General features: G+C 71.1%; 16 protein-coding genes and 1 riboswitch. Of the genes, 5 read left to right on the top strand and 11 right to left on the bottom strand.

The window, feature by feature from the left end:
* Positions 1–3: 3 nt before the first annotated feature.
* A complete protein-coding gene (locus ABZ738_RS17980; RefSeq protein WP_131051699.1) occupies positions 4–537 on the bottom strand; it encodes a pyridoxamine 5'-phosphate oxidase family protein in 534 nt (177 codons plus the stop codon).
* Between the two features lie 79 nt (positions 538–616).
* On the opposite strand from ABZ738_RS17980, the gene dcd reads away from it, so the two are divergent.
* Complete coding sequence (dcd, locus tag ABZ738_RS17975) at positions 617–1195, top strand: dCTP deaminase (protein ID WP_131051698.1); 579 nt, start codon at positions 617–619, stop codon at positions 1193–1195.
* 55 nt (positions 1196–1250) lie between these two features.
* On the opposite strand, the gene ABZ738_RS17970 is transcribed toward dcd, so the two are convergent.
* The 4 genes from ABZ738_RS17970 to ABZ738_RS17955 all read right to left on the bottom strand — a co-directional run bounded on the left by ABZ738_RS17970 (position 1251) and on the right by ABZ738_RS17955 (position 6614).
* The gene (locus tag ABZ738_RS17970; RefSeq protein WP_131051697.1) at positions 1251–2291 is read right to left on the bottom strand and encodes an NlpC/P60 family protein; all 1041 of its coding nucleotides are present in this window, start codon (positions 2289–2291) and stop codon (positions 1251–1253) included.
* Positions 2292–2303: 12 nt separating this feature from the next.
* A riboswitch (cyclic di-AMP (ydaO/yuaA leader) is annotated at positions 2304–2438 on the bottom strand.
* 179 nt (positions 2439–2617) lie between these two features.
* Positions 2618–3631 carry an NlpC/P60 family protein gene (locus ABZ738_RS17965; protein WP_236145589.1) on the bottom strand — a complete coding sequence of 338 codons (1014 nt, stop codon included), beginning with the start codon at positions 3629–3631 and terminating at the stop codon, positions 2618–2620.
* Positions 3632–3883: 252 nt separating this feature from the next.
* Positions 3884–6085: a (Fe-S)-binding protein gene (locus tag ABZ738_RS17960; protein ID WP_131051695.1), complete on the bottom strand. Its 2202-nt coding sequence runs from the start codon at positions 6083–6085 to the stop codon at positions 3884–3886.
* A 265-nt stretch (positions 6086–6350) separates the two neighbouring features.
* Positions 6351–6614, bottom strand: a complete 264-nt coding sequence (locus ABZ738_RS17955; protein WP_131051694.1) for a cell division protein CrgA — start codon at positions 6612–6614, stop codon at positions 6351–6353.
* A 221-nt stretch (positions 6615–6835) separates the two neighbouring features.
* Between ABZ738_RS17955 and ABZ738_RS17950 the strand changes: the two genes are divergently transcribed.
* A complete protein-coding gene (locus tag ABZ738_RS17950; protein ID WP_131051693.1) occupies positions 6836–7636 on the top strand; it encodes a DUF881 domain-containing protein in 801 nt (266 codons plus the stop codon).
* Between the two features lie 972 nt (positions 7637–8608).
* Here ABZ738_RS17950 and ABZ738_RS17945 read toward each other — a convergent pair.
* On the bottom strand, positions 8609–9022 hold the full coding sequence (locus ABZ738_RS17945) for a hypothetical protein (protein ID WP_176092224.1): 414 nt from the start codon (positions 9020–9022) through the stop codon (positions 8609–8611).
* On the opposite strand from ABZ738_RS17945, the gene ABZ738_RS17940 reads away from it, so the two are divergent.
* From ABZ738_RS17940 to ABZ738_RS17930, 3 genes are read left to right on the top strand one after another with little or no spacing between them, the layout of a single operon-like run.
* Complete coding sequence (locus ABZ738_RS17940; protein ID WP_131051409.1) at positions 9012–9878, top strand: class E sortase; 867 nt, start codon at positions 9012–9014, stop codon at positions 9876–9878. The two genes, ABZ738_RS17945 and ABZ738_RS17940, sit on opposite strands and share 11 nt — an antisense overlap.
* A gap of 2 nt (positions 9879–9880) precedes the next feature.
* Positions 9881–10180, top strand: a complete 300-nt coding sequence (locus tag ABZ738_RS17935; protein ID WP_357214467.1) for a hypothetical protein — start codon at positions 9881–9883, stop codon at positions 10178–10180.
* A gap of 5 nt (positions 10181–10185) precedes the next feature.
* Complete coding sequence (locus ABZ738_RS17930; protein WP_357214464.1) at positions 10186–10836, top strand: aminodeoxychorismate/anthranilate synthase component II; 651 nt, start codon at positions 10186–10188, stop codon at positions 10834–10836.
* Positions 10837–10953: 117 nt separating this feature from the next.
* Here ABZ738_RS17930 and ABZ738_RS17925 read toward each other — a convergent pair whose 3' ends face one another.
* The 5 genes from ABZ738_RS17925 to ABZ738_RS17905 are packed head-to-tail and all read right to left on the bottom strand — an operon-like array spanning position 10954 to position 17797.
* Entirely contained in the window at positions 10954–11646 is a 693-nt protein-coding gene (locus ABZ738_RS17925; protein WP_176092223.1) for a YdcF family protein, read from the bottom strand.
* Positions 11643–13502 (bottom strand): Stk1 family PASTA domain-containing Ser/Thr kinase, encoded by a 1860-nt coding sequence (gene pknB, locus ABZ738_RS17920; protein WP_357214461.1) that lies wholly within the window; start codon positions 13500–13502, stop codon positions 11643–11645. Before pknB ends, ABZ738_RS17925 begins: the two co-directional genes overlap by 4 nt.
* On the bottom strand, positions 13499–14914 hold the full coding sequence (locus ABZ738_RS17915; RefSeq protein WP_357214458.1) for a protein kinase: 1416 nt from the start codon (positions 14912–14914) through the stop codon (positions 13499–13501). The genes pknB and ABZ738_RS17915 overlap by 4 nt, the downstream gene beginning before the upstream one ends.
* A gap of 1 nt (position 14915) precedes the next feature.
* A complete protein-coding gene (locus ABZ738_RS17910) occupies positions 14916–16421 on the bottom strand; it encodes a penicillin-binding transpeptidase domain-containing protein (protein ID WP_131051378.1) in 1506 nt (501 codons plus the stop codon).
* Positions 16418–17797, bottom strand: coding sequence for an FtsW/RodA/SpoVE family cell cycle protein (locus ABZ738_RS17905; protein ID WP_236145568.1), 1380 nt, complete (start codon positions 17795–17797; stop codon positions 16418–16420). The genes ABZ738_RS17910 and ABZ738_RS17905 overlap by 4 nt, the downstream gene beginning before the upstream one ends.
* Between the last annotated feature and the right edge of the window lie 33 nt (positions 17798–17830).

The following is a 17830-nucleotide window of genomic DNA, read 5'->3' as shown; positions in this document are numbered from 1 at the left end:
GGTTCAGGCGGCGCGGACATGTCGGGCCGCACGGGTCCGGTGGGGCGTGGGCCGGGCGGCCTGCGGGGTGGCGCCGGCCGGGTCGAGCCAGACCTGCACGGCCGGCTCACCGACCAGCCCGCCGGTGGCGGCGCGCTCGTGCCGGGCGAGCATCGCCACGTCGACGGTGAACTCGAACAGACGCCAGTCGGCGTGCGGGGCCGCGCGGGCCGCGAGCGCCAACCGGGCCACCGTGGCGTCGTCGGTGACGGGTCGGGCCCGGCCGGCGACGTACGCCTCGTCGTCGCTCTCCTCCGCCGGGAACGAGTGGAGCGCGTAACGCCCGTCGCGTTCCAGGTCGCGCCGCTTCGGCGAGTCGATCACGAAGCAGAACAGACCGTCGTCGGTGATCACCGGTGAGACCGGGTGCACCCGGGGCCCGCCGTCGGCGCGGACCGTGGCCAGGTAGCCGAAGCCCGGGCCGTACTGCTGCATGAGAAGGCGGATCCCGTCGGCGAGTCGGGGCTCGTCGACGGCGAAATCGGACCAGGAAGCCATGCCGACATCCTATCGAACATACGTTCTAAGCAGGTAGTCCGACACGCAGGTCACGACTACCGGCCGCTATGGTGTGGCGATGCTGCTCTCCGACCGTGACCTGGTCTCCGAGATCAAGGCCGGCACTCTGGCGCTGGAGCCCTTCGAGCCCACCCTGGTGCAGCCGTCCAGCATCGACGTACGCCTGGACAAGCTCTTCCGGGTGTTCAACAACCACCTCTACACACACATCGACCCGGCCACCCAGCAGGACGATCTCACCTCGCCGGTGGAGGTGCCCGACGGCGAGCCGTTCGTGCTGCACCCGGGCGAGTTCGTGCTCGCCTCCACGCTTGAGGTGATCTCGCTCGGCGACCAGCTCGCCGGCCGGCTCGAAGGCAAGTCCAGCCTCGGTCGCCTCGGCCTGCTGACGCACTCCACCGCCGGCTTCATCGACCCCGGCTTCTCCGGCCACGTCACGTTGGAACTGTCCAACGTGGCCAACCTGCCGATCATGCTCTGGCCCGGCATGAAGATCGGTCAGCTCTGCATCTTCCGGCTCGCCTCGCCCGCCGAGCACCCGTACGGCTCGCTCGTCTACGGCTCGCGCTACCAGGGGCAGCGCGGCCCGACGCCGAGCCGTGCCTGGCAGAACTGGCGTACCTGGCCGACCCGCTGACCACCGGCGGGCCCGCGCCGCGCGGACGCGGGCCCGTGGTCGTCCGCCCGGGGACTCAGCCGGGCCGACCGAAACTGTGGATCGGACTGGTGTCCATCCGCTTCATCGCGATCGGCTTGCCGGCACGGGAGGCGTGCACCACCCAGCCGCCGCCGACGTACATCCCCACGTGGTGCAGGTCGCGGAAGTAGAAGACCAGGTCACCCGGGCGCAGGTCGCCGCGACTGACCGAGGCGGTGACCTGCCGCTGCCGCGCCGCGTTGTGCGGCAGCGACACCCCGGCCCGCGCCCACGCGGCCAACATCAACCCCGAGCAGTCGTACGCGTGCGGCCCCTCGGCACCCCACGAGTACGGCTTGCCGATCTGGGCGCACGCGAAGGTGACCGCCTCGCCGGCCGGGCCACCCGGGTAGGTGGCCGGACAGGGCGCCGGCCGCAGCGGACCACCACCCCCGTCGTCGTACGCCCGCAGCCGCAACCGCTGCAACCGGTCGATCTCGGTGTCGATCTGCCGCCGCTTCGCGGCCAGGTCGGCTTCGGTACGGGTCAGCTCGACGATGGTGCGGTCCAGTCCGGCTCGGGCGGCGGCGAGTTCGTCCCGCAGTTCACTCGCCTGGCGTACGTCCTCCTGCTGGAATCGGGCGTACCGGTCGAGCAGGCCGAGCTGGGCGACGACCTCGCTCGGGGACCGGCTGCCCAGCAACGTGTTCACGGCGCGGACCGGCTCGCCCCGGTACGCCCGCGCGGCCAGCGCGCCGACCCGCTTCATCGCCTCGTCCACCTGCAGTTGCAGCGGGGCGATACGGGCGGTCAGGGCGTCCGCCTCCCGGCGGGTGCCGGCCAGGTCCTGTCGGGTCGCGTTGTGTCGTTCGATGACGGCTTCGAGCCGGTTCCAGTCCTCGTCGATCTGGCGCTCGATGTCGTCGACCGTCGGGTCGGCGTGGGCCGCCGTCGCGCCACCGGTCAGCAGGACGGCGGTCGCGGCGAGTGCGGCGAGTGCGGTGGTGCAGCGGTACCAGCGGAATCGCGGCGCAGCCGTCGTCGGGCCGGATGTCCCCGGCCGGTACGACGGTGGCCGCGGGGCATGGTGTGCCACCGGGCTGCGTACTCCTTCTTCCCAGACCGCCTACCGGGTTAGCTGACGGGTTCGGGCGCCCGGGACGCCCTACCGCGACCATCGCGGACTCACCCCGGATACCTGGGTCCCCGGCTCGCTCGGACAGCGACTCGGCGGTGTCGGACCGTCACCGCCCCGGATGGGCGGTTGTGCCAGCGGGCCGACGATTGCCCAGCGTAGGGACGACCGGCGTCAATACGCAACACACCCACACCGTCACTCTCGGTGCATTAATCCGACAACGAAGAAGGCCCCCGGTCGCTTGACCGAGGGCCTTCCGTGGTTCCTGCGTACGCGCTCAGGCGTCAGCCTGGTCGACGGAAGCCGGCGACCGGCATCGTCGTGATCGGCGAGACGTTGACCGGAACACCGGCACGCGCCGCGTGCACCATCGTGTTGTTGCCCAGATAGATCCCGACGTGACTCACGTCGCTGCGGAAGAACACGAGGTCACCGGGGCGGGCGTCGGCCCGCGAGATCGCCTTGCCCTCGCGCCACTGGGCGCCGGTGAAGTGGGTCAGGGAGATACCCGCCGCCCGGTACGCGTACTGGGTGAGACCGGAGCAGTCGAACGAGTTCGGCCCGGTGGCGCCCCAGACGTACGGCTTGCCGACCTGGGCGCAGGCGGTCCGGATGGCCGTCCGGGCCGCGTCGCTGACCACGCCGTTGATGGTCGGGCAGTTGGTGGTCTTGACCGTGGTGACCGGCAGGGACCGCTCCAGCCGCTTGATCTCGGCGTCGATCTGCTTCTTCTTCGCCGCCAGCTGCTTCTGCTTGGCCTCCTGGTCGACGATCAGCGCGTCGAGGGTGGCCTTCTGGTCGTCGTACTTCTTGCGGATCTTCATGACGCCCTCAAGCTGGCGGCGCTCCTCCCAGGCGAGCCGGTCGAGGAGGGCCATCTGCTCACCGAGCTGGTCCGGCTTCGCGTTGAGCAGCACCGCGCCGAGTTCCTGCGAGGGGCCGGTGATGTAGTACCGGGAGGCGAGACCGGCGACGCGGTTCATCGCCAACTCGGTCTCCAGGGCCAACGGCTGGATCTTCTTCTCCAGCTTGTCGACCTTCTCGCGGTTGACCCTCAGCTCCGAGCGCACCTTGTTGAACTGCTCGATGGTGGGTTCGAGCTGCTGCCACTGCTTGTCGATCTGGCGCTCGATCTCGTCCACCGACGGCGCGGCGTACGCGGGCGCGGCGACCAGACCGGCACCGACCGCAGCAGCGGCGACCAGGACGACCAGGCGGCGAGCGGCCTTGCGCAGCCCGCGCACGGGGGTGGAACGTCCCGGCGCATGACGATGGAGGGGCATGGTTGCCACCGGCACCGACTCCTTTGCGACCGACCACCGGGCGTCCCGCTAGCGGTAAGGGGCGAGACAGACGACCACGGCGGTCGGTGCCCCACATTAGGGAAGGCGCGCAGCGGAATCAAGGCGACCAACGGCTCATTCACCTTTGTGCGACCGACCGCACACAAAGGGTGTCGACCAATTCGTTACAGTTATCTACGCCAATATAAAAATCGGGACGTGTCGGCATCCGTACAGATGCCCGACACGTCCCGACGTTCGCGCTGGTCAACCGGCGACCGGCTCGCCCTCCTCGGCGCCCCGGGCCTGTTCCGGCTTGATCGAACGCAGCAGCACGCTGGCCACGTCGACCACCTCGACCTGGTCGCCGGCGCCCTTGCCGTTCACTCCGTCACTCAGCATCGTGGAGCAGAACGGACAGCCGACCGCGACGGTCTTCGCACCGGTGGACATGGCCTCCTCGACCCGATCCACATTGATCCGCTTGCCGATCCGCTCCTCCATCCACATGCGCGCGCCACCGGCGCCGCAGCAGAAGGAACGCTCGCTGTTGCGCGGCATCTCGACGAGGTCGTTGTCGGCGCCGACGGCGCTGCCCAGCACCTCGCGTGGCGGGGTGAAGACCCGGTTGTGTCGGCCCAGGTAGCACGGGTCGTGATAGGTGACGCCGCCGTCGACCGGCTGCACCGGGGTCAGCTTGCCGGTGGCGACCAGGTGCGCCAGCAACTGGGTGTGGTGCACCACCTCGAACTCGCCGCCGAGCTGGCCGTACTCGTTGCCCAGGGTGTTGAAGCAGTGCGGACAGGTCGCGACGATCTTGCGCTTGGCCTTCTCGCGACCCTCGAACGCCTCGTTGAGCGTCTCCACGTTCTGCTGGGCGAGCATCTGGAAGACGAACTCGTTGCCGATCCGGCGGGCCGGATCGCCCGAGCAGGTCTCGCCCTCACCGAGGATGGCGAACGAGACACCCGCCTCGTTCAGCAGCGTGGCGACCGCCCGGGTGGTCTTCTTGGCGCGGTCCTCGAAGGCACCGGCACAGCCCACCCAGAACAGGTATTCGAAGTCCTCGACCTCGCCGACCCGGGGCACCTCGAAGTCGAGGCCCTTGGTCCAGTCCTCCCGGGTGTTCTGCGGCGCGCCCCAGGGGTTGCCCTTGTTCTCCAGGTTGCGCAGCATCACGCCGGCCTCGGAGGGGAAGTTCGACTCGATCAGCACCTGGTAGCGGCGCATGTCGACGATGTGGTCGACGTGCTCGATGTCCACCGGGCACTGCTCGACGCAGGCGCCGCAGGTGGTGCACGACCAGAGCACGTCCGGGTCGATCACGCCGCCCGCCTCGGCGTCGCCGATCAGCGGCTTCTCCGCCTCGGCGAGGGCCAGCACGTCGAGGTGGGCGAGCTGCGCGGCGGTGGCCTTCTCCTCGCCGGTGAGGTCCTTACCGCCGCCGGCCAGCAGATAGGGCGCCTTAGCGTACGCGTGGTCGCGCAGGCTGAGCACCAGCAGCTTCGGCGACAACGGCTTGCCGGTGTTCCAGGCCGGGCACTGCGACTGGCAGCGGCCGCACTCCGTGCAGGTGCTGAAGTCCAGCAGGCCCTTCCAGGTGAACTGCTCGACGTGCGCGACGCCGAACTGGTCCTTCTCCGGATCGGCCTCCTCGAAGTCCAGCGGCTTGCCCTCGCTCGTCATCGGCCGCAGCGGCCCGAGTCCGGAGCCGGAGGCACCGGGCTTCCGCTTGAAGTAGATGTTCGGGAAGGCGAGGAAGCGGTGCCAGGCGACGCCCATGGTCACGTTCAGCGAGATCACGATGAGCCAGGTCATCGAAATCGCGATCTTGATGAGGGCGGCGACACTGACCCCGGACTCCCAGTCCGGCAGCACCGAGCCGACCGCGTGACTCAGCGGGGTGGCCCAGGTCGGGTACTCGAAGTGGTCGGTGGCGACCTTGAAGCCACGGATCAGGAAGCCCATGACCAGGACGGCGAGGACGACGGCCTCGACGAAGTAGCCCTGCCACATGGTGGAGCCGGTGAACCGCGACCGGCGTCCGGCCTGGCTCGGACGGTTGGCCACCCGGATCGCGATCAGCACCACGATGCCGACGACACCGAGGATGCCGATCCACTCGGTGACCAGTCCGTAGAGCGCCCAGCCACCGACCAGCGGCAGCCCGGCGGTCGGCGACACCACCTCGAAGTACGCCTCGAGCACCAGCAGCGACAGCACGAGGAAGCCGACCATCACGAACCAGTGCGCGGCGCCGACCACGCTCCAGCGCAGCATCCGGGTGTGCCCGGCCGTCTCCGCGAGCATGGTCTTCGTCCGCGCGACGTGGTCGCCCGAGCGGGCGGGGTCGGGCTGACCCAGCCGGATCACGGCGAACATCTTCGAGACCGCACGCACCGCAAGCCACACCGCCACGGCGGTGATGGCGGCCGCGAGGATCGTGGTGACGATCTGGACGCTGCCCATCGAGTTGGCCTCCCGGTCTGCTGCCTGTCGAGCGGCTCGGCGACCGGGGTCGGGGTGCGGTTGGTCACCCCAGGGTGCCGCACCTCGACCCGGATCGGTCGATGACCTCGGTCCACTCGGTCATGCGATGCAGCTTACGCGCAAGGTTACTCAGCAGTAACGTGAGACTTCTCGCACCTGGGCCACGCCGCCCTGCGCACACCTTAGGAGGCCGCCGCCGAGTCCGCTCGGTCGGGGCCTGCGCAGGTGGCCGTTGAGCAGGGAATCAGCGCCAGCGGGAGAGCAGGATCAGCGAGGCGACCATCGCGCCGAAGCCGATCGCGAGGTTCCAGTACCCGAGCTCCATGACCGGGTACTCCTGCTCGGACAGGTAGTAGACCACCAGCCACGCGATGCCGAAGGCGATCAGCGACACGGCCGTGGCGGGCAGCCAGACCGGGCTCGGCTTGCGGGACGCCGATGTCGTCGTCGGGCGCACGTCCGTGGGCGGGGTGTACACCTTCTTCTTGCGGACCTGAGACTTGGGCACGACGCTCTCCAGAGGGGTTACGACCTCGTCCGGCCTGACAACCGGGCGCGAGGGCGACGGTCCATGGCCAATAATGTTCGACAGCTAGCGTAGTCCGGAAGGCCCGTCCAATCCACGAATGAGGCCAGACCGATGCCCGGCATCCCGGAATCGGACGGGCGGGCGACTGTCGCTCCGCCGCACCCTCGGGTGCCGGAGCCGGAGGACAAGGGGGAACGGCCGTGGAGTACACGTCCGGCGCAGCGTCGTGGCAGAAGGCGCTGCGACGACTCGTCGCCGGGTTGCTGCCCCGCCGGCCCCGCCAGCGCCGTCCGGGCTGGTCGATCGGCGTACCGCTGATCGCCGCCGCGGCCGGCCTGCTCTTCACCACCACCGCCACCACGGCGGGCGGCACGAACCTGCGTGAGGACCGACGCCCGCAGCTCACCGAGCTGATCGAGGACCGCCGCACCCAGGTGGCGGCGAACGAGGAGCGCGCCGCGACGCTGCGCAAGGAGGTCGAGAGCCGTACGGCCGACCTCGCCGACTCGGACGGGCCGATCAAGGAGCAGCAGGAACGCGGCACCGCCAGCCTCGGCACCGCCGGTTTCACGGAGTTGACCGGCTCGGGAATGACCGTCGTGCTCGACGACGCGCCCCGGCTCAACAACCTGCCCGAAGGGGCCACCAACGACGATCTTGTCGTGCACCAGGGTGACGTCCAGGCCGTGGTGAACGCGTTGTGGGCCGGTGGCGCCGAGGCCATGTCAATCATGAACGTCCGCGTCCTGGCGACCAGCGCGGTACGCTGCGTGGGTAACACCCTGCTGTTGCACGGCCGGGTGTACTCCCCTCCGTTCAAGATCGTAGCGATTGGCGACCCCGCCGCACTGCGGCAGGCCCTCGCCGCTTCCGAGGGAGTCCGGTGGTTCAGGGACGCGGTCGACAACTACCAGCTCGGCTACCAGGAGCTTCCCGGCCCCGTCACCGTGCCCGCGTTCGAGGACTCGACCACCCTGCGATCGGCGACGGTGCCGAGGTGAGCACGCAGTGAGCACGCACCCCGACGGCCGGCACCGCGACCAGGCCGACGAATCCACCGCCTTCCTGCCGAAGGTCGAGCGGCCCGACCCGGCCACGCCCGACAGCCGCCCCCGGGCCACGCCCGACAGCCGTCGCGCCGCCACGCCAGACACCCGATCGTCGGTCGGGCCCGAGCGCCGTCCGCCGGTCCCACCCGGCACCCGGCCGTCCGAGACGGGCGACACCCGCTCCGCGGAGAACACCGGCCCGGCCGGTCGGTGGAACAGCACGCCCGGCCGCTGGGACACCTCCGCCCCGCCGGAGAGTGGACCGGGTCCTCGCTTCGGCACACCAACCGGCCAGGGTGGCTCCGGAGCACCCGGCCGCTGGGATGCCGCACCGGGGCAGGACCGGACGCCGGGGCAGGACCGGACGCCGGGGCAGGACCGGACGCCGAGCCAGGAGCGGACGCCGGGGCAGTGGGGCCCGTCGCCGAACGTGCCGCCGGTCGGCGGAACCGCTCGACGGCAGAGCCCGACCGGCGCCGGTCAGTGGAACGGCGTGCCCCTGCCCTCCGGCGAACCGGACATCCCCGTCGGTCCGACCCCGTGGCGCGGGGCCTTCGAGGCTCGGCGTCCCGCCGCCCCGACCCCGCCCGATGCCGGGTCACCGCCACAAGGCCCCAGATCCACGCACCCGGACGTACCCAGCCTGGCCCCTTCGGGAAGCGGTTCCGTCCCGCCAGGGGCCGGCCCACCCCGGTCGGATGCCGGCCCGGTGCGACCGGCCACACCCCAGCCCGGTCACCCACCGACCCAGACCCCACCTGTCGGACCGGGACAGTCGCCGTACGCCCGGCACGGTCTCGACCCGGCGCAGGCGCGGCACGGTACGCAGCCCGGGCAGCTTCCGCCGTCGGAGCCCACCCGCCCGCAGCACCAAGCTCCGCAGCACCCGGCGGGGCAGCACCCGGCGGGGCAGCACCCGACGTCTCAGCCCGCCGGCCCGCCGCCGCCCGCAGCATGGCGGGCGGGAAACCGGGACGGCCGCGACGCCTCAGCCTCGGGGCAGCCCACCGAGCATGGCTGGGCGGGTGAGGGGCCGACGGCGCTGATGCCGGCGATCGGCGGCCCGGCCCGCTCCGCCACCTCCCCGACCAGCGGTCCGCCCACGTCGTCGCCGACCGGGGGAGCTTCCACGCCACCACCGACGGGAGGCACCCCCTCCTCGCCGACGCGCGGCGGCCCGACGTCGCCGACCGGCACCACCCCGGCGTTGTCGCCGCCCGGCGGGGCGTCCGGCGGTTCCCGCCCGGACGGCGGGCGACCGGCCGACCCGGGCGCCACCGCCCTCATCCCGGCGATCACCGGCACCCGGCCGAGCACCCCGCCCGCGATGGACTCCACCGCCCTGATGGGAGCCGTACCCCGGCCGCCGAAGACCGACGACCCGGCTGACGGTGCCGACAAGGGGGCCGAGGCACCCAAGCCGCGACGCGGCGACCGGGTGGTGCAGCTCCGGCCGCACCAGACCGACGAGGGCTACAAGAGCGTCTACTCCGAGCTGACCCGGCCGTCCGCGTGGTCCCGGGTCCGCACCAGTCTGCGCTTCAGCGGCGAACTGCTGATCACGTTCGGCCTGGTGGTGCTCCTCTTCGCCGGATACGAGATCTGGGGCAAGTCGGCGATCGTCGACGCGCACCAGGGCGAGCTGAGCCAGCAGCTCGCGCAGGCGTGGGGGCCCGAGGGCGACCCGACGGTGGCTCCCTCGGCCAGCGCCTCGGCGTCCGCGTCCCCGAAACCGCCGGTCAACGGCAAGCCGATCGCCGGGCTCTACATTCCGAAGTTCGAGAAGGAGTGGATCGTCGTCGAGGGTGTCCGCCAGGAGGACATCCGGTACGCGCCGGGCCACTACCCGGACAGCGCCCTGCCCGGTCAGGTCGGCAACTTCTCCGTGGCCGGGCACCGCAACCGGGCCACCTTCTGGCGACTGGACGAGCTGCGCGACGGTGACGCCATCGTGGTCGAGGGCCGCGACGACTGGTACGTCTACCAGGTCACCGAGAACCACATCGTGAAGCCGTCCCAGGTGGAGGTGGTCGCGCCCGTGCCGGGGCGGCCGGGGGTCCGGCCGTCCAAACGGATGCTGACGCTGACCACCTGCAACCCCAAGTTCGACAACTACGAGCGGTTGATCGTCCACGCCGAGTTGACCCGTACGCAGCCGAAGGCCGAGGGGCGCCCGGCGGAGCTGGGAGCCTGACGATGTACGCCTGGATCTGGCGCAAGCTGCCCTTCGGGGTGCCCGGCAAACTCGTCGGCAGTCTGCTGCTCGCCACCACCGCGGTGGCGCTGCTCTGGTACGTGGTGTTCCCCTGGGCCGGGCCGCACCTCCCGTTCACCGGAGAGGACGTCCAGGTGACCCAGCAGGACGACGGTCCCGGGGTACCCGGCGGTGACGTGGTGCCCGGTGAGGACCCCTCCGACGCCCCGCCGGGCGACGAGCACGACCTGCCGTACGACACCGACCGGAACAACACCCCGCCGCCGGACGAAGACGAGTGAGGCCGATGCGCGTCCTGGTGATCGACAACTACGACTCGTTCGTCTTCAACCTGGTGCAGTATCTCGGCCAGCTCGGCGTCGAGTGCGAGGTACGGCGCAACGACGAGATGGACGTGGCGGAGGTGGGACGGGCCGGTGCCGACGGCATCCTGCTCTCACCGGGACCGGGCAGCCCCGACCGGGCCGGCATCTGCCTCGACGTGATCCGCCGGTACGCGGGCGAGATCCCGATCTTCGGCGTCTGCCTCGGTCACCAGGCGATCGGCGAGGCGTACGGCGCCACCGTCGCCCGCGCACCCGAACTGCTGCACGGCAAGACCTCGGAGGTACGCCACGACTCGGTCGGCGTACTCGCCGGTCTGCCCGACCCGTTCACGGCGACCCGCTACCACTCGCTCGCCGTCCTGCCCGAGACGCTGCCGGAGGAGCTGGAGGTCACCGGCCGGACGGAGTCCGGCGTGGTGATGGCGATGCGGCACCGGACGCTGCCCGTCGAGGGTGTGCAGTTCCACCCGGAGTCGGTGCTCACCGAGGGCGGCCACCTGATGCTGGCGAACTGGCTGGCCGGCTGCGGCTACCGGGAGGCGCTGGACCGTGCCCCCGCGCTGGCCGCCGAGGTCGACACCCGCCGCCGCGCCGCCTTCGCCACCACCTGACGCCGGTCCGTCACCGGTACAGCGAAGCGGTCACCGACCGGCGGCCTCCGCCGTGCCGGGTGGCCCAGCGCCCGGATCGGCCGAAGCGGCCACCCGCCCGTCGGATCACCGGAGCGGTCATCGACGCAGCGCGTCCGTGACGCTCGGGTCGGCGGGCGAGCTGACCGCAGGCGGTCGGTGGCGAACCGCGTCCAGGACCGCCTTGCCGCTGGCCAGGTAGTCACGGGCCGCCTTCTGCGCCAGCAGGCTCGATCCGCAGCCGGTGCAGCGGGCGGTGACCCCGTCGGTGTCGATGCCGAGATGTCGGCAGAGCGTCACGGCCCGGTCCAGGTGGTAGGACTGCGTGACGATCAGGGCCCGCTCGATTCCGTAGACGTCCCGTGCCCGCAGGCAGGTGTCGTACGTGTCCAGGCCGTGCGGATCCGTGACGACGCGCTGCGGGTCGACACCGAGCGGCCCGGTCAGGTGCGCGGCCATCGCCGCCGGCTCGTCCCCGGACGTCCCGCCACCGTCACCCGACACCAGCACCACCCGGGCCCGCCCGCTGTGTACCAGCTCAGCGGCGGTCTCCAGGCGTCCGGCGAGCCGGATGCCGGGTCGCTGCCCGTTCTCGGTCACCGCCGTGCCCAGGACGATCACCACGTCGACGCTCGGCGCGTCGGCCTCGGTGTGGACGTGTCCGCGCGCGGACACCGTCGTCCAGAACCACGGCACGCTCACCAGCAGCAGCGCGACCGCGAGGAGCACGGCGACCCGGATCAGGCGGCGTCGCCACCGCACCGGGACACCGGCCGGGGCCGGTTCGGTCACTCGCCGGGGAACCGGAACGGCGGGAAGCCCGGACTCGGCATGACCTGACCGCCGCCACCACCGCTGCCGCCACCGTTACCGCTGCCGCCACCACCGTCGTCCTCGTCGGGGGGCGGGGTGCTCGGAGACCCGGTCGGCGGCGTCGGCGTCGGCGGGTCCGGGTCCTCCACCTCCTCCTCGACGGAGATCGTGATCGTCACCCTGCTGCCCTTGGTGCGCTGGGTGTTGGCGTTCGGGTTCTGGTCGAGCACCCGTCCGGCCTGGTCCGCAGGCACCTCACGACCGAGCTCGACCCGGACCTCGAAGCCCGCGTCCCGCAGCCTCTTGCGCGCCTCGTCCTCGGTGAGGTTCGCGACGTCCGGCACCCGGACCACGTTGCCCTTGGAGACGGTGAGAGTGACCTTGCTCCCCTCCTCCACCCGCTCGCCCACGCCCGGATCGATCGCCAACACCTGGCCCTCGGGCGCGGCGTTGTTGTCCTCCTTGACGTCCACGTCGAGCTTCAGTTCCTTGAGCTGCTGCTCGGCGAACTCCTGGGTGCCACCGACCACGGCCGGGATGGTCACCACGGGCTTCCCGTCGCAGATCTGCACGGTCACCGTGCTGTTCGGCTGCACTCGCTCGCCGGCGGCCGGGGTCTGGCTGACCACGGCGCCCTTCTTGCAGTCGGAGGAGAGAACGGGGTCGCCGAGCGCCGCGGTGAGGCCGTTCTGCTCGATCTGGGCGAATGCGTCCTGCTGCGTGAGCCCGGTGAGGGTGGGCACCGGAGTGTCCTCGTCATCGCGCTGGTTCAACAGCAGCGCGGCGACCAGCGCGATCACCGCGAGCACGCCGAGCGCGGCGAACATGGCGATCAGCCAGGACGAGGCGCGCCGCTGGCGCGGATCGCCGACCCGGGCGGGGATCTGCCGCGTCTGGGTGGCACCACCTGCCCCACCCGACGAGTAGCCCGAGGACGGGGCCATGGCGACGGTCTCGTCCTCGCGCATCACCGGCGTCGCCATCACCGGACGACCGGCCGCCGCCCGAAGCATGTCGGCACGCATCTCGCCGGCGCTCTGGTAACGGTTGAGCGGGTTCTTGGAGAGCGCCTTGAGCACGATCGCGTCGACCGCCGGGTTGACGTCCGGGTTCAGGTCGCTCGGCGTCGGCGGGGTCTCCCGGACGTGTTGGTACGCGACGCTGACCGGACTGTCGCCGACGAACGGCGGGTGGCCGCAGACCAACTCGAAGAGGACGCAGCCGGCCGCGTACACGTCGGAGCGGGCGTCCACGGCCTCGCCGCGCGCCTGCTCCGGGGAGAGGTACTGCGCGGTGCCGATGACCGCGCTGGTCTGCGTCATCGTGGTGGCACCGCTGGCCAGAGCCCGGGCGATGCCGAAGTCCATCACCTTGACCTGGCCGGTCTGGGTGAGCATCACGTTGCCGGGCTTGATGTCGCGGTGGATGATGCCGTGCCGGTGGCTGAAGTCCAGCGCCGCACAGATGTCGGCGGAGATCTCCAGCGCCCGCCGGGGCTGTAGCCGGCCCTCGGCGCCGAGCACCTCCTTGAGGGTGCGCCCGTTGACGAACTCCATCACGATGAACGGAAGGGTCTCGCCGGTCGGCGCCTGTTCCTCACCCGTGTCGTAGACCGCGACGATGGCCGGGTGGTTGAGCGAGGCGGCGTTCTGCGCCTCCCGACGGAACCGCATCTGGAAGGTGGCGTCCCGGGCCAGGTCGGTCCGGAGCATCTTGATCGCCACGTCCCGACCGAGCCTCAGGTCGCGACCACGATGCACCTCGGCCATGCCGCCATAACCGAGCAGCTCGCCGACCTGGTACCTGCCACCGAGCAGGCGGGCCTGCGCTGTCATCGCGTCCGTCGTCCTTCGCTCGTCGTCGTCTCGTGGCTGCCTCCACGGGGCTGATCCAGTCGACGGTACGCCGTACCGGCCGGATCGTCTCGCCCGTCGAACCCACGCACGACGGACGACACCGTTTGCACAGAGACCCCGACCGGCAGGTCGGCGCTGTTCTTCAGTCGCACGTTGTAGGAAATCACGCCGGAACAGAGCAGGACCAGCACGCCCAGCATCACCGCCAGGAACAGCACTCCGGAACGCGACCGTCCGGGCGCCTGCTGTGGTGGAGCGGGTCGGAGCTGGTAGCCGGGCGGCGGGGTGGCGGCGGCACGCTGATAGTTGTTGGGTGGTGGCATCGGTCGGCCAGCCGGCATCGCCGGGACGGCCGGAGCGACGGTCGTGGGACGGAGCGGTTGCGCCGCCGGGTGACGGGCCGCCATCGGCGGCCGGTGGTTCACAGCCGGTGGGCGGCCGGGAGGTGTCGAGTGCGGTGCCGCCGGAGGACGCGGCGGCTGCGGCGTCGGCACCTGGGCGCGCCCCGGAGCCGGTGAGGCGGGAGCGGCCGAGATCGGGTTGGCCTTCTGCCCACCCGCCCGCGCCTGCTGGGACAGTGCCGTCTTGAGCTGCCGGGCCACCCCGGCCAGCGCGGCGGCGCTCTGCCAGCGGTCCTTCGGGTCCTTCGCCATGGCCCGCTCCACCAGGGCGCAGACCTGCGGCGGGATGTCGGACGGCAACTGTCGCGGGGTCTCCCGCACGTGTCGCATGGCGATGTCGAGCGGGTTGTCGCCCTCGAAGGGACGGCGTCCGGCGAGACACTGGTACGCGACGACGCCGAGGGCGTACACGTCCGAGGCGGGGGTGGCGACCTGACCGGTGGCCTGCTCGGGCGAGATGTACGAGGCGGTGCCGAGCACCGAACCGGCGGCGGTGAGCTGGCCGACGAGTTCCGAGCGGGCGATGCCGAAGTCGGTCAGCACCAGCGTGCCGTTCGGCCGGACCAGCAGGTTGCCGGGCTTCACGTCCCGGTGCACGATCCCCTTGAGGTGGGCCGCGTGCAGCGCGTCGGCGGCCTGCGCCACCAACGCCATCGTCCGGGCCGGGGTGAGTCGACCGACCCGGCTCAGCGTGGCGGAGAGCGGGTCGCCCTCCACGTACTCCATCACCAGGAAGGCGATCTGCTGGTCGTTGCCGAAGTCGTAGACGTCGACCACACCCGGATGGTTGATCGTCGCCATGGTGCGAGCCTCGCCACGGAACCGCTCGGCGAAACCGGGCTCGTCCATCAACGCCGGGAGCAGGCTCTTCACCGCGACCGTACGGCCGAGCACCTGGTCCAGGCCGCGCCAGACGTCGCCCATGCCGCCGCTGGCGATGCGTTCGTCGAGACGGTAGCGGTTACCGAGCTGAACTCCCGGACTGAGCATGTCAACGCCCCCCACGGTCGGCGATGACGGCGCGCATGATCTGCCCGGAGATCCGGGCCGCCTCTGCGCTGCCGCCGCTGCCGGCCTCTTCGAGCAGCACGCAGACCGCCGAGACCGGTTCCCCGTTGGAGTCGATGGCGAAACCGATGAACCAGCCGTGGTCGGGCCGGTCCGGCGCCGACTGGGCGGTGCCCGTCTTGCCGCCCACGGTGTAGCCGTTGATCTGTGCCGAGCGGGCGGTGCCGTTCTCGACCACGCTGACCATCATGTCCCGCAGGTCGGCGGCGACCTCACGGCTGACCGGCCGGCGCAGTTCACGCGGCTGGGCGGGGTCGTAGACGGTGGTGCGGTCCGGCCCGAGGAGCTGGCGTACCAGGTAGGGCCGCATCTGGCTGCCCTGGTTGGCGACCGCCGCGGCGATCAACGCCCCCTCCAGAGGGCTCATCCGCACGTCGCGCTGCCCGATGGAGGACTGGGCCAGCGCCGCCGGGTCGGCCCCGCCGTCGGGGTTCAGCATGTCGCCGGTACGGCTGGCCGCCACCGACTGGCCGCCCTCGCCGAGCCGGCCGACGGTCAGGTCCTCCTGCTCGAAGCCGAACTGCCGGGCCTTCTCCTTGATCACGTCCGGGCCGAGCTGCACACCGAGCTTGGCGAAGCCGGTGTTGCAGGAGTCGGTGACCGCCTTCATCAGCGTGACCTGCGACTGCGGGCAGATCGACGGCACCGCGTTGGTGATCGCCTCGCCGGAGGTGGGCGGGGTGTAGCTGGGGCCGGCCGGGATGTTCGTGTCCTTGCCGATCCCGTTCTCCAGCGCGGCGGCGGCCACCACCATCTTGAACGTGGAGCCCGGCGGCAGCACCTCGGCCAGCGCGCGGTTGCGCAGCGGACGCTGCGGGTCCTGCTCCAGCTCGTTGTACGCCTTGGTCGCCTCGCTGGTGTTGTGGCTGGCCAGCGGGTTCGGGTCGAAGCTGGGCATGGAGACCAGTGCCTGCACCGCCCCGGTCTTCGGGTCGATGGCGATCGCCGCGCCCTTCTTCACCCCCCGGTTGTTGTTGCGCAACTGGTCGTACGCGACGTCCTGGGCCCCCTTGGAGAGGGTGAGCAGCACGTTTCCGCCGGCGGTGCGGTCGCCGGTGAACATGTCCTTGATCCGGTTGGCGATGAGCTGGTCGCTGGTGCCGGCGAGGAAGTCGTTCTCGGAGCGCTCGATCCCGGTGTCGCCGAGGTTGACCGGCTTGTAGCCGAGCACGTGGGCGTACTTCGCCCCGCCCGGATAGGTCCGCAGGAACCTCAGCTCGCCCTCGGTCTCCTTGCTGACCGCCAGTGCGGTGCCGCCCGCCTCGATGTTGCCGCGACGGCGCTCGTACTCGGCGACCTGGACCCGGCCGTTGTAGTCGCTGGTGCGGTACTCGTCGGCCTTGTACGCCTGGATCCAGTTCAGGTTCGCGAAGAGCAGGGCGAACAGGACGATGACGACGACGCCGACCCGGCGCAGGGGTGCGTTCACGGCTTGATCACCTCCGTGGGGGCACCGTGCAGTTGCTCGGGCGGCCCGCCGGACGGACGGTTCACCTTGCCACCGACCCCGGTCACCGGGCGCCGCCCGGCGTCGGAGACCCGCAGCAGCACCGCGACGAGCAGCCAGTTCGCCATCAGCGAGGAGCCACCGGCGGAGAGGAAGGGAGTGGTCTGACCGGTGAGCGGGATCAGCCCGCTGATGCCGCCGACGATCACGAAGACCTGGAGCGCGAGGGTGAAGGCCAAGCCACCGGCGAGCAGCTTGCCGAAGGAGTCACGGACCGCGATGGCGGCCCGCAGGCCGCGCTCCACGATCAGCAGATAGATCACCAGCAGCGCGGAGAGACCGAACAGGCCGATCTCCTCGCCGAGGCCGGCGAAGATGAAGTCGTTCTGCACCTCCGGCAGCAGCAGCGGCTGGCCGCCGCCCGGTCCGGCGCCGAACATCCCGCCGGTGCCGAGCGCGAGCAGCCCCTGCACCAACTGGTAGCCGGAGTCGTACGGCTCGGCGAACGGGTCGAGCCAGATCTCGGCCCGGACGTAGAAGTTCGCGAACGGTCCACCGACCAGTTCCCCGAGCACGTACGCGAGGTAGGCGCCGCCGAAGAAGAGGACCAGACCGATGAGCAGCCAACTGACCCGTTCGGTGGCGATGTACACCGTCGCCACGAACATGCCGAAGTAGAGCAGCGAGGTGCCCAGGTCCTTCTCGAAGATCAGGACGAGCAGGCTGATCACCCAGACCACGAGCACCGGGCCGAGGTCACGGCCGCGCGGGAAGTCGATGCCGAGGAACCGGTGGCTGGCCAGCGAGAGCACCTCGCGCTTGCGGACCAGGTAGTAGGCGAAGAAGACCAGCAGGGCGAGCTTCGCGAACTCGCCGGGCTGGATGGAGAAGCTGCCGACGCGTACCCAGAGCTTGGCACCGTTGATCTCGGAGATGCTGGCCGGCAGCACGGCCGGCAGCATGACCAGCACGATGCCGGCCAGGCCCAGCGTGTACGCGTACCGGGAGATCGAACGGTGGTCGCGCATCAGGGCCAGCAGCCCGGCGGCGAGGATCACCGAGACCAGCGTCCAGGCCAACTGCCGCCCGCCGGTGCCGGCGAAGGTGGCCATGTCGACCCGGTCCTCGGGAGCCGACCGGGCCAGGTCCAGCCGGTGCAGGAAGCCGACCCCGAGCCCGTTGAGCAGGGCCACCGCCGGCAGCAGGGCCGGGTCGGCGAAGGGCGCCAGGAACCGGATCACCAGGTGCAGGCCGAGGAACACCGCCGTGAGCGCGGCGGCCGGCACCCAGAAGGTCGGGGTGACCGTGTCGAGCACGTTCGCCTCGACCATCGCCCCGTACGCCGCGACCAGGGCCATCGCCAGCAACAGCAGCGACAGCTCGGCGTTGCG

Source organism: Micromonospora sp. NPDC047793 (assembly GCF_040642635.1).
Taxonomy (GTDB): Bacteria; Actinomycetota; Actinomycetes; order Mycobacteriales; family Micromonosporaceae; genus Micromonospora.
Note: the sequence above shows the minus strand (reverse complement) of the source record. Positions and strands in the feature narration are given on the sequence as shown.

What these genes read in the sequence shown, in the direction of transcription:
- ABZ738_RS17980 (WP_131051699.1), bottom strand. Translation starts at nt 537, where the DNA reads ATGGCTTCCTGGTCCGATTTCGCCGTCGACGAGCCCCGACTCGCCGAC.
- dcd (WP_131051698.1), top strand. Translation starts at nt 617, where the DNA reads ATGCTGCTCTCCGACCGTGACCTGGTCTCCGAGATCAAGGCCGGCACT.
- ABZ738_RS17960 (WP_131051695.1), bottom strand. Translation starts at nt 6,085, where the DNA reads ATGGGCAGCGTCCAGATCGTCACCACGATCCTCGCGGCCGCCATCACC.
- ABZ738_RS17940 (WP_131051409.1), top strand. Translation starts at nt 9,012, where the DNA reads ATGGACTCCACCGCCCTGATGGGAGCCGTACCCCGGCCGCCGAAGACC.
- ABZ738_RS17935 (WP_357214467.1), top strand. Translation starts at nt 9,881, where the DNA reads ATGTACGCCTGGATCTGGCGCAAGCTGCCCTTCGGGGTGCCCGGCAAA.
- ABZ738_RS17930 (WP_357214464.1), top strand. Translation starts at nt 10,186, where the DNA reads ATGCGCGTCCTGGTGATCGACAACTACGACTCGTTCGTCTTCAACCTG.
- pknB (WP_357214461.1), bottom strand. Translation starts at nt 13,502, where the DNA reads ATGACAGCGCAGGCCCGCCTGCTCGGTGGCAGGTACCAGGTCGGCGAG.
- ABZ738_RS17915 (WP_357214458.1), bottom strand. Translation starts at nt 14,914, where the DNA reads ATGCTCAGTCCGGGAGTTCAGCTCGGTAACCGCTACCGTCTCGACGAA.
- ABZ738_RS17905 (WP_236145568.1), bottom strand. Translation starts at nt 17,797, where the DNA reads ATGGCCCTGGTCGCGGCGTACGGGGCGATGGTCGAGGCGAACGTGCTC.